Source organism: Nitrospira sp. Ecomares 2.1 (assembly GCF_965152585.1).
Genome location: NZ_OZ224219.1, coordinates 4700874 through 4714630, shown reverse-complemented (window position 1 = coordinate 4714630; position 13757 = coordinate 4700874). Strand labels below are relative to the sequence as shown.

Sequence of the window (13757 nt, the reverse complement as noted above, 5' to 3'; positions counted from 1 at the left end):
CCTACCCAATTTCAAAGGAGTTTTAAATTTCAAGATCAATTATCCCCCCTATACCCTATCCCTACTACCACTACTCCTACTGTTTCTTTTTCTTTTTTATATAATAAAGAAGAAGAGGGATAGTTATATCACCAAGGCCAAATCCGACAGAAATATTTTTTCCAAAAACCCTTGATAGGAAATTGTCTCAAAAGGTCGGGAATCATCTCCTCTTTCTCCTTCACGGCCTAAAACAAAAACCTGGGAGGTTGGAATAGGCGGTAAACTCTGTCCACCCTTGAGAAGCAAGACCGTTACATCTTTCTCAGACAGAGAAGGAACCGGTTCCGGGATAAAAACATTCCAGTCATACTGGTCTTTCGTACAGATATATAAAATATTTCTCATAAGCGATACCGTTAAAAGGTAAGGACTCGATCTGCTTGAGAAACGAGTGAGGCAATTTGAGATGGGGTGGACTCTTGAATAGTAAATTCCTGATCGAGTGAGAAGGTCTTCCCGCTCCCTATTGGTACAACTATCGGCAATTCTAAATTTTTGATGGAAGGGAGATATTTTTCAAGAATCTCCCCATCAGGAAGATCATAGGCCTCATCAGAAATTAACTGCCTGGCATTTTCTAAGAGAATAATCTTTACCGGATTTGGACCGGTCGATAATCCCAACGCAATTCGCATAGCTTCGGATGCCCGGTGTGTAAGGGTGGGATCTTCTCTGATAAGGATAACCAGATTTTTTGGCATCCCTTATTTATACCTTGGATTAATACGTAAAATACTGGATTTGTTAATGAAATATGCGGAGGATATTTTTTTATTCAAAAAATATCGTTTCTTATTGAAAAATAAGAAAAAAACCCTAGCACCAGGTAAAAAAAATGTCAAGAAAAAAGCCAAGATATCTTATCCAATCATTTAAGAGGTTAATGATAGAATTTTTTGAGAAATTTCTTTCAGCTTCACGGATTCCTGAGCTTTGGTGGTCATATTTCTAAGGATGGCCGTTTCCGAACGGGCTTCATCGTCTCCCAGGATAATGGCATAACTGGCTCCAAGCTTATCCGCGGATCGGAGAAGAGATTTTAGATTAACACTTTTATAGTCGGTGTCTGCCCGTATACCCGCCTCTCTGAGGGTGTGAAGCAGTTTAAGCGCCATCGGCTTAGCATCCTTCCCAAACCCGGCCACGAAAAATAACGGCGGATGTGGGGTGGAGAGGTGGTTTGAAAGGAGAAGTGCGACTCGTTCCAGTCCCACAGCAAACCCTATGGCAGGGGTGGGAGGTCCATGCAGTAAGGCGACTAATCCGTCATACCGTCCTCCGGCCCCAATGGTGCTTTGTGCGCCTAAGTGCGGAGTGGTAATTTCAAAAGTCGTACGGGTGTAGTAATCCAATCCTCTCACTAATCTGTAGTTCATGGAAAAAGGGATATCTATAGAAGTCAATCCGTCGAGGACGGTGTTAAAGTGAGAGGCTGATTCCGGGGAAAGATGGTCGAAAAGAGTTGGAGCGTCCTGGGTCGCTTCCTGACAAATAGGAACTTTACAATCAAGTATCCTTAAGGGGTTTGTCGAGTACCGACGTTGGCAGTTACCACAGATCAATTCCAGTTTTGGCAAAATAAATCGTTTGAGTTCCTGAATATAGTTTTCACGGTCTTGAGGATTGCCGATTGAATTTATATGCAAAGTGAGGTCTTTAAGTCCCAGGGAACTAAAGAATCTCCATAAAAGGGCAATCACTTCCACATCCATAAAGGGATCTTCGGTCCCAAACGCCTCAACCCCGAATTGGTTAAATTGCCGGTATCGACCAGCTTGCGGGCGTTCATGACGAAACATCGGGCCAAGGTAATATAGTTTTCTGGTTGAAGGAGATTCCAGGAGATGGTGCTCCAATACAGCTCGCACCACGCCCGCTGTTCCTTCAGGACGTAAAGTGAGAGAGCTTCCATCTCGATCGGGAAAGGTGTACATTTCTTTTTCTACAATATCTGTTGCTCCTCCAATACTCCTGGCATAGAGTTCAGTGGACTCGAATATTGGAATACGTATTTCTGAGAAGCCAGACTGGGTGGCAAGTGTATGGGCGAGGTGTTCCATATAGCTCCACTGGGGGGTTTGTTGAGGTAAAATATCCTTAAGACCCTTGATGGAGCGCAACACGGGAAACCTTGTTCTGTTGAAGAAAATGTTGAGGGAAAAGAGAATCCGACTATATCTTTCCGTCAGAATCCAGTCAACGAATCAATGGGGTATATGAGTTTAGGATGGGAAAATATGTTTGACTCTTACTCTTTCCCCCAATAAAATGGCGTGTTCATAAGAAAATGGCTAAAAGGAGAACAACGCCGTGTCAATGACCTATCGACAGCCTTCTAATTTAAAAAGAAAACGAGATCATGGGTTTAGAAAACGCATGAGCACTAAGAATGGGAGAAAGGTTCTTGCCCGCCGGCGAAAGAAGGGCCGGCAACGTTTAACGGTTTCCGATGAGTAAGAGGTGGGCTTCCCGTTTTTTTTAAAGAAAAAATATGAATACGATGGAGTGAAGTCCAATGGGTCTGCTGTGCGGAACCCATTTTTTACCCTCCTTGTTAGTCGTGTACCCAACCATGATCCGTCCCGTGTAGGAATTATCGTAGGGCGACGAGTGGGGAAAGCCGTGACGAGAAATCGGCTGAAACGGATTTTCCGTGAACTCGTAAGAGAATCGCACTCCGGCATGGCGAGTGGTTTTCATTGCATCGTTTACCCAAAAACAAAGATTTTGGGAGTGAAATATCAGAAGGTTGGAGAAACCTGGAAGGGCACATTGGCCCAAGTAGGTCTTCTTTAATGAAAATATGGTAGCTTCTGTTTTAAAAAAAATGATTGCGGGATACCAATATGGGATATCCCCATTTATGGGAATCTGTTGCCGTTTTGAACCAACCTGTTCTCATTATGGCTTAGAGGCTATCCATAAACATGGCGCGATAAAGGGTTTGGTATTAATGGCCAGTCGAATTCTCAAGTGTCATCCATTCCATCCTGGGGGACTGGATCCGGTTCCCTGAATCCTGAACATTTTGCCTCCGTTTGTTTGATTGTTAATTACCACCAGCTTTAATGAGACTCACGAGTTAGAAAAATGGAAAAGCGCGTCGTCCTTTTCCTTGTTCTTTCCTTAGGGATTATCTTTGGATATGACCTGCTCCTGAAGGAGTTGGGCTATTCTCCTTTCTCTACCAGTCCAATCATCGATCAAGAGCTGAAAACGAGTATGCCGGCGAAAGGGTCGGATGCGGAGACGATCTCCCCGTCTTCATCTGAATCACCTTCAGTATCTTCTTCTAATTTTTCTACTGAGCCACTTCTTACCGAAGAGGTTGTGGTTGTTGAGACACCCCTTTTCCGAGCTGGGATTTCAGGGCAGGGAGGAGTTTTGAACTCCTGGGAGTTAAAAAAATATCTCACCCAGACAGAGGAAAATGTTCCCGTCCAATTGGTATATCCAAATGGGCAGTTTCCCGGGCCACTCACCGTGCAGGTCAAAGGCAATGAGGTGGAGACCCAGCGGCTTCGTCAAGGGAACTTTCAAGTTCAAAAGGATTTTAACCAATTAGATGAAGCCCATCCCACCGGTAAAGTGCTTTTAACCTATTCTTCTTCCGATTCCGAATTGTGGGTCCAAAAAGAACTCACCTTTCATTACGATTCCTATCTGGTGGATATCACTATTCGTACTCGGGGGATTTCAGGGGATATCGATGTGCTTTTGGGCACCAATTTTGGTGTTGTTGAATGGGGTCAAGGATTCATTGGATTGCTGGGATCTGCCTGGATGGTCGGAGAGGAAATGGAAAAAGTGTCTCCGGATGCGGATGCTCCGATCCTGCGTCGCGAGGGTCCTGTGAGATGGTTGGCCCTTCAGGATAAATACTTTATGAGTGTCTTTATCCCGGAAAATGCGAAAAGCCTGTTTTCCAAACTTGAAACTGAAATGGTTGTCTCAGCGGGCATGTCTCTTTCCGGGGGATCAGGAGAACAAGTCCATAAGACAAAATTATACGCTGGTCCCAAAAAATACGATGTCCTTAAATCTTTTAATATCGGGTTGGAAGATACCATTGATTTTGGATGGTTTATTTATGGCAGTTGGAGCATTGTGAAAGCTGTGGCGAAGCCGCTGTTTTCAGTTTTACGTTTTATTTATGACTATACCCATAATTATGGTGTGGCCATTATTTTACTGACCTTAGGGATTAAACTGTTATTTGTTCCCCTGCAATACAAAAGCTATAAGTCCATGCAGGGAATGCAAACCATCCAACCCAAAGTGCTGGCCCTTCAGGAAAAACTCAAAGACAACAAAGAGAAACTCAACACGGAACTCATGAAGCTCTACAAAGAGCATAAAGTGAATCCTGTCGGTGGGTGTCTTCCCATGGTGTTGCAGATGCCCGTGTTTGTTGCGCTCTTTAATATTTTGTATATGACGATTGATCTCAGGCAGGCCCCGTTTATGTTGTGGGTTACAGACCTTTCTGCCCAAGATCCGTATTATGTGCTGCCTGTGCTGATGGGGATCTCTATGGTTGTCCAACAAAAAATCATGCCCACCACGATGGACCCCACCCAGGCAAAAATGATGATGATCCTCCCAGTTGGCTTGACATTTTTGTTTGTCACCTTTCCCGCAGGTTTGGTGTTATATTGGGTGACCAATAATGTGTTGACCGTCACTCAACAATTTGTGACTGACAGGTATATTTTAAAAAAACCGAGAGGTGGGTCTACGGATCCTTCTCCAAAAGGGAGCGAACCCGCTTTGGAGTCTGGGAAAAAGAAACGCTCATCATCTCCCTCGGGTCCTTCCTCTAAATCCTAGTCCTTGCCTCTGTCTAAGCTATGGGCTCTTTAGACGACACCATCTGTGCCGTGGCCACCCCTATGGGAGAAGGGGGTGTAGGAATTGTTCGGGTTAGTGGTGTTCGTGCCCTTCCGGTTGCCTCAAGCATTCTTCAATTGCGCTCCGGCAAGTCTCTTGAACAGATTAAGCCCTATCAGTTGTATTTGGGCCAATTTATTTGGAACCCTATTCAATCTGGGGAGGATGCGGAAAGAGCGATTCCCTCGGTACTGGATGAGGTCCTGGTTGTGACCATGCGAGCCCCCCGATCCTATACAGGAGAAGATGTCGTAGAAGTCCATGCACATGGAGGGCCGGTCATTGTGAATGCCATTTGCGAAGCCTTGACGCAGACTGGTGCCAGATTGGCAGAACCGGGTGAATTTACCAAGCGGGGCTTTTTGAATGGGCGGATGGATTTAACCCAAGCAGAGGGAGTCTTAGATACCATACGAGCAAATTCCCTTCAGAGTTTGAAGATCGCCCAGGAACACCTTCAGGGAAGGTTATCTCTGCTCATTCAACATCAACGGGACCGTCTCGTGAAACTCGTTGCCCACCTGGAAGCCGGAATGGATTTTGTGGATGATGATATCCAGTTTATTGACCAGAGCGAATTGAAACACGACACACAGGAGATCTTGGGAGAAATATTGCAGCTGTTGGAGTCCGCAGAGGAAGGCCGAATGATTCGTGAAGGTATTCGTACCGTCATTGTAGGACGACCCAATGTGGGAAAGTCCAGTTTGTTGAATGGCATACTGGGAACCAATCGAGCTATTGTGTCCCATATTCCTGGGACCACACGTGATGTTCTCGAAGAGGCCATCATGGTTGAAGGAGTCATGATACGTCTCTTCGATACTGCTGGATTACGAGAAACGACAGATGAGTTAGAGAATGAGGGAATGCATCGCGCTAATCAGGCCATTGAAGACGCGGATGTGTTGATTGTGTCATTTGACGGAAGTTTACCACCTAATGATAAAGACTTAAGTTTTATTGAAAAATATATACAAAAACCCTGTGTCATGGTTCTCAATAAAATCGACTTGCCGGCAAAATTTTCCATGAAGGAACTTCAGAGTATTGTCAACCAAAATAGAATAAGCTCTGAGGATGGTTTCGTGGGAGAAAAAAAATATGTTGAAGTATCGGCCTTAACCGGTGAAGGACTCGATAGATTAAAGAGAGCCATCAAGTCTTTGGCTGTGGGGCGCCAATTTGAAGCCAATGATTCAGTGCTCGTATCAAGACTGCGACATAAGACGCTTCTTCACAACGCGGGTGTGGCCTTGAAAAACGCCATTGTAGCCATAGATGATGGGCTTTCTGCCGAATGTGTGGCGTTAGAATTACGGATGGCACTGAATTCCCTTGGAGAAATTGTCGGTGCGATCACAAATGAAGATATTTTAGACCAAATTTTTCGAGAGTTTTGCATTGGGAAGTAAAAGGCATACCGGCCAATTTTTTCATAAAAAACAGAATACTAACTCATGAGTAGGGAATGTGATATTGTCGTCGTCGGAGGTGGCCATGCCGGGTGTGAGGCAGCCCTTGCAGCCGCCAGGATGGGGTGTAGGGTGGTGATGTTGACGATTGATTTAAAAAAAATCGCCACAATGCCATGCAATCCTGCCGTAGGAGGGATTGGGAAGGGCCATCTCGTTAAAGAAATTGATGCCCTCGGGGGAGAAATAGGATGGAATACCGACCAATCCGGCATTCAATTCCGTGTGCTCAATATGCGGAAGGGACCGGCCGTCCGCGCTACACGAGTCCAATGTGACAAACAAATTTACGCCAATAGAATGCAGGATACCGTAAGCAGGCAGGATAATTTGTCAATTATCCAAGGCACCGTTGATCGGATTCTTACGCAGGGCGGTGCCGTCAATGGTGTGATGACCAATAGCGGAGAAACAATTCTCACGAAAGCGGTTGTCCTGACTTCGGGAACCTTTCTGAAGGGACTCATGCATATTGGATTGAACCATCTTCCCGGCGGGCGAGCGGGCGAGCCTTCTGCGGAGAATCTATCGGATTGCATGAGAGACTTCGGTTTTGAAATTGGACGGCTAAAAACAGGAACCCCTCCGAGGATTGACCGGGATTCAATTGATTTCAACGTCATGATTCCGCAGCCTGGGGATTCAGTCCCTCGACCATTTTCCGTTCGAACCACTACCCTTCCCAACCCACAAATTCACTGCCATATTACCTATACGAATGATGAAACGCATCGTATTATAAGGGAAAATCTTGATCGGTCTCCGATGTACTGCGGAATCATTGAATCAACTGGTCCACGATATTGTCCCTCTATTGAAGATAAAGTGGTCAGGTTTGCGGATAAAAACAGACATCAAATTTTCATGGAACCTGAAACTCTTGAGTCACGCTCATTTTATCCAAATGGAATTTCAACCAGCCTGCCGGTAGACGTCCAGCAGGCATTTGTCCGGACTATACCGGGTCTTGAACAGGCGGTTTTTCTCAGGCCCGGCTATGCGATTGAATACGATTACTTTCCGCCACGGCAACTCCATGAAACCTTGGAAACGAAGCTCGTTAAGGGACTCTTTCATGCCGGCCAAATAAATGGGACTTCCGGCTATGAAGAAGCGGCCGCACAGGGAATCATGGCTGGTATTAACGCTGCGCTTCAGGTGAAGAATGACAGACCACTAATTTTAGATAGATCTCAGGCCTATATCGGCGTATTGATTGATGATTTGATCACAAAAGATGCACGTGAGCCCTATAGAATGTTCACTTCAAGAGCTGAATATCGGCTTCTACTCAGAGAGGATAACGCCGATTTTCGTTTAATTGAGGAAGGTTATCGCATCGGGCTTGTATCTCAGGGTACGTTTGATACCTTTCAAGAAAAAAAGGGAAAGATCGAACGTGAGATAAACAGACTTCATGCCACGGCTCCTAAGTCATCGGGTTTGGTTCATGATGACATCATTCCAATGGAAAGTTTTGCACCAAACTCGTCACTTGCTCAACTGCTTCGAAGGCATGAGGTGTCATATCATCATTTGGCTCAATTCTTAAATGGAACAAAAGAGGATGATCCTGACGTAGTTGAGGCCGTTGAAATAACGATCAAATATGAGGGATATATTAAGCGGCAGGAACAGCTTATAGGGCAATTTAAAAAACTAGAGCATCGTCATGTTCCGGATGACTTTAATTATGATGATATCAAAGGATTTTCAAATGAAGTTGTTGAAAAACTAAAAAAAGTTCGCCCTTCATCCATTGGTCAGGCCTCACGAATTTCTGGAATGACTCCTGCCGCCATTTCACTTCTCCTTGTTGCGGTCGAAAAACATAAAAAGGCCAGCTAGTTCGGTATATTCATTCGTCAGAATCAGCAGAATTCTGTTTATTGCCAAATTCCATTTTCATTAAGCCCCAAAACAATTTCTCACTTTAAGATTCATATAAGTAGGGATGTTCCACGTGGAACAAAGCGATCAATCATTTAATTTCATAGATCATTTCAAGCGCGGGGCTCAGAAACTTGGGCTTTCTTTCACCGAGGCAACACTTGGTAAATTTGGTTTGTATTATGATGAATTGTGTCGTTGGGACAGGTCGATTAATCTGACCGGTCTTCGTACGGACCGGGAGCGGACCATTTTGCTATTTGTTGATTCCTTGGCTGGACATTTGGCGCTGGGAAACAAAGCTGATGCAAAAATTGTTGATATTGGGACAGGAGGAGGGTTTCCGGGAATACCGCTCAAGCTGGCTTTGCCTGCTCTTGATGTTTTGTTAATGGAGCCCAGATCCAATAAGACGGCCTTCCTCCATTATATTATTGGAAAACTGGAGTTGCCAAAGACTTCCGTTCTCCAAGTTCGGTTGGAAGACTTTGATTCTATGGTGGTGGATGATGAAAAGTGTGATTTCGCCATATGTAAAGGGGTCAATGTAGACCATATTTTGCCGTATCTTGAGCACATTTTAAAAAAAACCGGGAAACTAGTTGTATTTCGATCCAAAAGTATTGACAATAATTCTCGGCTCGATGGCATGGAAGTGTTTGAAGAATTCTCCTATGAATTGCCGTTTGAGTATGGAAGTCGTGTCTTGTCGATTTTAAAATTTGCGCCATAATCTGGCCATTGCCATGTTCCACGTGGAACTATTCATAAGAATTTTTATGGAATTATCTTGAAACAGACCATTGCCATTGCCAATCAGAAGGGCGGAGTTGGAAAAACTACTACGTCCATCAACCTTTGCGCGGCTTTGGCCATATCTGGAAAATCTGTCCTATTGATTGATTTGGACCCACAGGCCAATGCGACCAGTGGGTTGTCCATTGAGCCTCAAGGCGTGACAATTTATGAATGTTTAATGGAAAGACGTTTGATTGAGAAGGTAATATTACCTACTGACATAAGCGGATTGAGTGTCGTAGCCTCAAAGGGCGATTTGGTCGGAGCGGAAATCGAACTAACAAATCTCCCTGATCGGCAAACTATTCTGAAAAGTGTGTTGGACGGAATTCTGGATTATGATTTTATTATCATCGATTGTCCGCCCGCCTTCGGACTCTTGACGATTAATGCTCTTGTCGCAGCATCTGGCCTGATTATTCCGGTGCAGTGCGAGTATTATGCAATGGAAGGATTAGGTCGGTTATTGGGAAATGTCGAAAGGATTCGGGAGTCATTTAACACGAATCTGGAGATTCAAGGCATTGTGTTGACGATGTATGATTCAAGAATTAATCTTTCGCGGCAGGTGCAAGATGAAATTCGAGGGTTTTTTGGAGAGAAAGTCTTTCGGACTGTTATCCCAAGGAATGTGGCATTGGCTGAAGCGCCCAGCCATGGGAAGCCGGTTCTGTCCTATAATGCCGCGTCTAGTGGAGCTAAGGCATATCTTGACCTCGCCAAGGAGATTTTGAGGAATGGAAAAGAAAGCATTAGGTAAAGGGCTTCAGGCCCTGCTTCCAGAAAAAAAGACTCTTGTCTGGAAAGTGGAGCAGGATGGTCAGGCAGTATCCATGGTTCCACTTGACCAGATTCTCCCGAACCGGTACCAGCCCCGAACCACATTTTTTGAGGCAGAATTAGATGAATTAGCCCAATCCGTCAAAGAGCATGGCGTACTGCAGCCAATTGTCGTCAGGAGAAAAGGCGATGGCATGTACGAACTGATTGCCGGAGAACGCCGGTTTCGAGCGGCGAAAATTGCCGGATTGTCTACCATTCCTGTCCTGGTGAGAAATTCCAACGACGAGAAGGCTTTAGCGATCGCGTTGGTAGAAAATATCCAGCGTGAGAATCTCAATCCTATGGAGGAAGCCAAGGCCTATTCACGGCTAATGGGGGAATTTGGCTTGACTCAGGATCTGGTTTCCCGCTCCGTAGGAAAGGATCGCTCCTCCATCGCTAACATTATCAGGCTGCTCTCGCTGCCTAAAGATGTTCAGGAGTATATTGAGACGGGGGCCATCAGTTTAGGCCACGCGAAGGTCTTGGCAGGTCTTCCAACTCCGGCAGCACAACTCCAGCTTGCCCGCAAAATTGTTTCCGAGCAACTCTCGGTTCGGCAAATTGAGCAGATGATTGCCGTGCACAAAAAAGGCAAATTCGCCAAATCGAAGAAAGAGGAACCCAATAGATTTCGTAACCTGGAGGAGCAATTTCGAAAACGATTGGGAACTAAAGTGCAGGTGAAGTCCGGAAACAGGGGAGGACAGGTCATTATCCATTATTTTTCCGATGATGAGCTGGATCGGATTACTTCACTGGTTTTGGAATAGAATTTGAATGTACTAGCGGAATGGCTTCTGTGTCAGAAGGCCTCTCCTGATAGGGGTGAAGGATCATGCTGATGGAAAATGGTGGAGTTATTTTTAATGGGTACCTAGCCAGGTATGAAGGAATTGGAGCGCACAGTTATCGAGGAGGGAGGGGCTCATGTTTTTCAACAAAAAGGAAGAAAACGGTCAGGATGCGGCAGAAATGAGTCAAGGTGAGCAGAAGGAACCAGCTGTGGTTGACGGTCCGGTGGTCTCAGACAGCCAGCCTGAATCAGGTGATATCATTGCCTTTGTTGGTGAAGAGGTGACCTTCAAGGGAACCATTCGGTATCAGGGAACGGTTCGGGTGGATGGCCGCCTGGAGGGTGAAATATATACCGATGGTAATTTAATTATTGGGCAAAAAGCGGTCATCGCTGCCAAAATTCATGCTGGAACCATTATGTGTCAGGGACAATTGACGGGGGATGTTGAGGCCAAGCATCGAGTTAAATTGTTAGCCCCAGCAGTTTTTGTAGGTAAAATTACTGCCCCTCTTTTGTCGATGGATGAGGGGGTTTTGTTTAATGGCACCTGCAATATGCCCCAAAAAAATGAGCGAAAAGGCAAAGAGACCAAACTTGTAATTTCGGTAGAAGAAGCGGTGAAGGTGAAATAAAGCCAGGCAGTCTTCTGCAAAAAATAGGCGGCTGGTTTCCAGGTGGTCATGGAGATCCCAGCCTGCTACCTGATGGCTCTTTACTGGATGAGAGGAGAAACGATGTATGTGGGGTGAAAAAGACAAGAAAAAGGACTTGGGCTTTGGCCAGGAATTTTATACATTTTTGGGTAAGGGTGTTGACTTTAAAGGTAAAGCTCAATTTGAGGGCACAGTGCGGGTAGATGGAAACTTTGAAGGTGAAATCACGATTGATGATACCCTCATCATAGGTGAAAGTGCCGTTATCAAAGGGACCATCACAGGCGGGACCATTGTGAACAGTGGCCGGATTGAGGGTGTCATCACCGCAAAATCAAAAATCCAACTTCTGAAGCCGGCGGTTCTCATTGGTGATGTTCATGCTCCTATTTTTGCCATGGAAGAAGGCGTGTATTTCCAAGGCGAGTGCGATATGGGTTCGGCTCCGAAATTAGAGGCACCTATCGACAATAAAGGTATCCCGAATGGACAGGGCAAGACGATTCCCAAGGTAGAGCAAAAAATAGAAAAAAAATTAGAAACAGAGCCGTTGAGTCGCTAATGCCATTCTCAGTTTCCAAAAGGGTTGTCTTGGGAATGAGCGGAGGTGTGGATAGCTCCGTTGCAGCCAAACTATTAAAGCAGCAGGGCCACGAAGTTATCGGGGTCACATTGAAGGTCTGGGAGGAAGAGGATGAGTCCTCCGTTTCCAAACGTTGGGAGGAGCGAGGATGCTGTAAGGTGGGAATGGCCAGGCATGTGGCGGAACTATTGGGGATCTCTCACCAGGTCATCGATACCCGCGAACGCTTTCAGAAGGGAGTCATAGATGACTTCATTGGGGGTTATATTGAAGGAACTACACCTAATCCCTGTGTTCGGTGTAATGAACGAGTGAAATTTGGAGGTCTCTTCCAGGTGGCGGATGATCTTGGAGCTGACTTTATTGCGACCGGCCACTATGCCAATATCAGACACGATGAAGCAGGGACCCCTTTCCTGGTTCGTGGGCAGGATGTCAAAAAAGACCAATCTTATTTTCTCTATCGTATACCACCCAGTTGGCTCTCAAAAATGATGTTCCCTTTAGGGGAAATGGAAAAACCTGACGTCTGGAAGGAAGCGGAGGCCATGGGCCTGCCAGTGGACGAACTCAAAGAAAGCCAGGAAATTTGCTTTGTGACGCAAGGTGATTACCGTCAATTCCTCAAGCAGCATGCACCTCAGGCTTCAATTCCTGGTACTTTCGTGGATGGGAAGGGTAAGGAGCTAGGGCAGCATCAAGGCGTCGCGTTTTATACGCCAGGGCAACGAAAAGGATTGGGTATTTCCGGAGGAAGCCGGTTGTATGTACAGCGCGTGGAACCGGAAAAAAATATGGTAGTTTTGGGTCCTGCCGAGGATTTAGATAGCAGAGAATGCCTGGTTTCAGATTTGAATATTTTCTCCCCGGAGACATTGAGAAATACTCCAAAAATTGATGTGAAATTTCGTTATAGTTCTCCTCCCGTCTCAGCTATTCACCGATGGGCAGGCTCCACCTCGATGACAATAATGTTTGATTCACCTGTTCGGGCTTTAAGCCCCGGCCAGTCAGCCGTATTTTATCTGGGTGATCGTGTATTGGGAGGAGGAATCATTCAAGGGCCAACTCACAAAAAAGGCATTCAGATGTGCGAGGAGCCCATCTCCGTTGAGTCACTCCCACGTTAATACGGAATTAGTTAAAAAATCCCTTTACATCCGCTCTTTGCGGTTGACAGCCTTTATCACTCATGCTACTTTCACCCGCTTAGCACACGCCCAGTTCCGTTCAACCCGTGGCTGCCTGGAATTTCTGTAAACTGTGAATAAAAGCACCATTGGGCGCCGATATGCATCGGCGCTTTTCCAACTGCTCGATAAATCGGGTGTTGAGCCCGCACGAAGTGCCTTAAGCGCATTGCAACAGGGCTTGGAGGAAACCCCTGCCTTGAAGCATGTCCTCGCTTCACCTGTCTTTAATTTTGAGGAAAAACAGGCTGTTCTGAATGAATTGAGCCGACGGATGGAGGCCCCTCCAGTCATGGGGGATTTCCTCACTCAACTGTTGAAAAAGAATCGGGCTATGTTGCTCCCTGAAATTTCAGAGGCGTTTGCGGAATTGGCATCTCAACAACAGGGAGTTCAGCAAGTCTGTGTGGGCTCGGCCAAACCATTACAAGCGGCCGAGAAAGAACAGATCAAGCAAAACTTGTCTCAATCGCTGCACCATGGAGTGGAGGTGGCTTTTGAGGTGGATCCCCATTTTATTGCGGGATTGAGAATACAAATTGGCAGCCTGGTATTTGATAATACGGTGTCTGGCCGACTAGCCGGTATGCACGATCAGTTGACGAAGGGATAATC

The 13757-nt window shown here is 45.7% G+C and carries 15 protein-coding genes; 13 read left to right on the top strand and 2 right to left on the bottom strand.

The annotated features are described in order from the left end of the window. Positions 1-398: 398 nt before the first annotated feature. Both ACWHYD_RS20745 and hisS read right to left on the bottom strand, forming a co-directional pair. Complete coding sequence (locus ACWHYD_RS20745; RefSeq protein WP_447963897.1) at positions 399-743, bottom strand: hypothetical protein; 345 nt, start codon at positions 741-743, stop codon at positions 399-401. Between the two features lie 171 nt (positions 744-914). Further along, positions 915-2165 carry a histidine--tRNA ligase gene (hisS, locus tag ACWHYD_RS20740; protein ID WP_447963896.1) on the bottom strand — a complete coding sequence of 417 codons (1251 nt, stop codon included), beginning with the start codon at positions 2163-2165 and terminating at the stop codon, positions 915-917. A 193-nt stretch (positions 2166-2358) separates the two neighbouring features. Between hisS and rpmH the strand changes: the two genes are divergently transcribed. The 13 genes from rpmH to atpH all read left to right on the top strand — a co-directional run bounded on the left by rpmH (position 2359) and on the right by atpH (position 13755). Then, entirely contained in the window at positions 2359-2499 is a 141-nt protein-coding gene (rpmH, locus tag ACWHYD_RS20735) for a 50S ribosomal protein L34 (protein ID WP_447963895.1), read from the top strand. Between the two features lie 3 nt (positions 2500-2502). Further along, positions 2503-2838 carry a ribonuclease P protein component gene (gene rnpA, locus ACWHYD_RS20730; RefSeq protein ID WP_447963894.1) on the top strand — a complete coding sequence of 112 codons (336 nt, stop codon included), beginning with the start codon at positions 2503-2505 and terminating at the stop codon, positions 2836-2838. A 7-nt stretch (positions 2839-2845) separates the two neighbouring features. Further along, entirely contained in the window at positions 2846-3058 is a 213-nt protein-coding gene (gene yidD / locus ACWHYD_RS20725; protein WP_447963893.1) for a membrane protein insertion efficiency factor YidD, read from the top strand. A 74-nt stretch (positions 3059-3132) separates the two neighbouring features. Then, positions 3133-4872, top strand: coding sequence for a membrane protein insertase YidC (gene yidC / locus ACWHYD_RS20720; RefSeq protein ID WP_447963892.1), 1740 nt, complete (start codon positions 3133-3135; stop codon positions 4870-4872). Positions 4873-4892: 20 nt separating this feature from the next. Continuing rightward, positions 4893-6347: a tRNA uridine-5-carboxymethylaminomethyl(34) synthesis GTPase MnmE gene (gene mnmE, locus ACWHYD_RS20715; protein WP_447963891.1), complete on the top strand. Its 1455-nt coding sequence runs from the start codon at positions 4893-4895 to the stop codon at positions 6345-6347. 45 nt (positions 6348-6392) lie between these two features. After that, complete coding sequence (gene mnmG, locus ACWHYD_RS20710; RefSeq protein WP_447963890.1) at positions 6393-8255, top strand: tRNA uridine-5-carboxymethylaminomethyl(34) synthesis enzyme MnmG; 1863 nt, start codon at positions 6393-6395, stop codon at positions 8253-8255. Between the two features lie 115 nt (positions 8256-8370). Further along, the gene (gene rsmG / locus ACWHYD_RS20705) at positions 8371-9030 is read left to right on the top strand and encodes a 16S rRNA (guanine(527)-N(7))-methyltransferase RsmG (RefSeq protein ID WP_447963889.1); all 660 of its coding nucleotides are present in this window, start codon (positions 8371-8373) and stop codon (positions 9028-9030) included. Positions 9031-9087: 57 nt separating this feature from the next. Continuing rightward, entirely contained in the window at positions 9088-9855 is a 768-nt protein-coding gene (locus tag ACWHYD_RS20700) for a ParA family protein (RefSeq protein ID WP_447963888.1), read from the top strand. Then, positions 9833-10690 (top strand): ParB/RepB/Spo0J family partition protein, encoded by an 858-nt coding sequence (locus ACWHYD_RS20695; RefSeq protein ID WP_447963887.1) that lies wholly within the window; start codon positions 9833-9835, stop codon positions 10688-10690. Before ACWHYD_RS20700 ends, ACWHYD_RS20695 begins: the two co-directional genes overlap by 23 nt. 157 nt (positions 10691-10847) lie before the next feature. Continuing rightward, the gene (locus ACWHYD_RS20690) at positions 10848-11348 is read left to right on the top strand and encodes a bactofilin family protein (protein ID WP_447963886.1); all 501 of its coding nucleotides are present in this window, start codon (positions 10848-10850) and stop codon (positions 11346-11348) included. Positions 11349-11454: 106 nt separating this feature from the next. Beyond that, positions 11455-11931: a bactofilin family protein gene (locus ACWHYD_RS20685; RefSeq protein WP_447963885.1), complete on the top strand. Its 477-nt coding sequence runs from the start codon at positions 11455-11457 to the stop codon at positions 11929-11931. Further along, positions 11931-13082, top strand: coding sequence for a tRNA 2-thiouridine(34) synthase MnmA (mnmA, locus tag ACWHYD_RS20680; protein WP_447963884.1), 1152 nt, complete (start codon positions 11931-11933; stop codon positions 13080-13082). Before ACWHYD_RS20685 ends, mnmA begins: the two co-directional genes overlap by 1 nt. 133 nt (positions 13083-13215) lie before the next feature. Then, positions 13216-13755: an ATP synthase F1 subunit delta gene (gene atpH, locus ACWHYD_RS20675; protein WP_447963883.1), complete on the top strand. Its 540-nt coding sequence runs from the start codon at positions 13216-13218 to the stop codon at positions 13753-13755. The last annotated feature ends 2 nt before the right edge of the window (positions 13756-13757 follow it).

Excerpts from the sequence above, each read along its gene's own strand:
- yidC (WP_447963892.1), top strand. The coding sequence starts at position 3,133 with ATGGAAAAGCGCGTCGTCCTTTTCCTTGTTCTTTCCTTAGGGATTATC.
- ACWHYD_RS20685 (WP_447963885.1), top strand. The coding sequence starts at position 11,455 with ATGTGGGGTGAAAAAGACAAGAAAAAGGACTTGGGCTTTGGCCAGGAA.
- ACWHYD_RS20745 (WP_447963897.1), bottom strand. The coding sequence starts at position 743 with ATGCCAAAAAATCTGGTTATCCTTATCAGAGAAGATCCCACCCTTACA.
- ACWHYD_RS20695 (WP_447963887.1), top strand. The coding sequence starts at position 9,833 with ATGGAAAAGAAAGCATTAGGTAAAGGGCTTCAGGCCCTGCTTCCAGAA.
- yidD (WP_447963893.1), top strand. The coding sequence starts at position 2,846 with ATGGTAGCTTCTGTTTTAAAAAAAATGATTGCGGGATACCAATATGGG.
- rpmH (WP_447963895.1), top strand. The coding sequence starts at position 2,359 with ATGACCTATCGACAGCCTTCTAATTTAAAAAGAAAACGAGATCATGGG.
- mnmA (WP_447963884.1), top strand. The coding sequence starts at position 11,931 with ATGCCATTCTCAGTTTCCAAAAGGGTTGTCTTGGGAATGAGCGGAGGT.
- mnmG (WP_447963890.1), top strand. The coding sequence starts at position 6,393 with ATGAGTAGGGAATGTGATATTGTCGTCGTCGGAGGTGGCCATGCCGGG.
- mnmE (WP_447963891.1), top strand. The coding sequence starts at position 4,893 with ATGGGCTCTTTAGACGACACCATCTGTGCCGTGGCCACCCCTATGGGA.
- ACWHYD_RS20690 (WP_447963886.1), top strand. The coding sequence starts at position 10,848 with ATGTTTTTCAACAAAAAGGAAGAAAACGGTCAGGATGCGGCAGAAATG.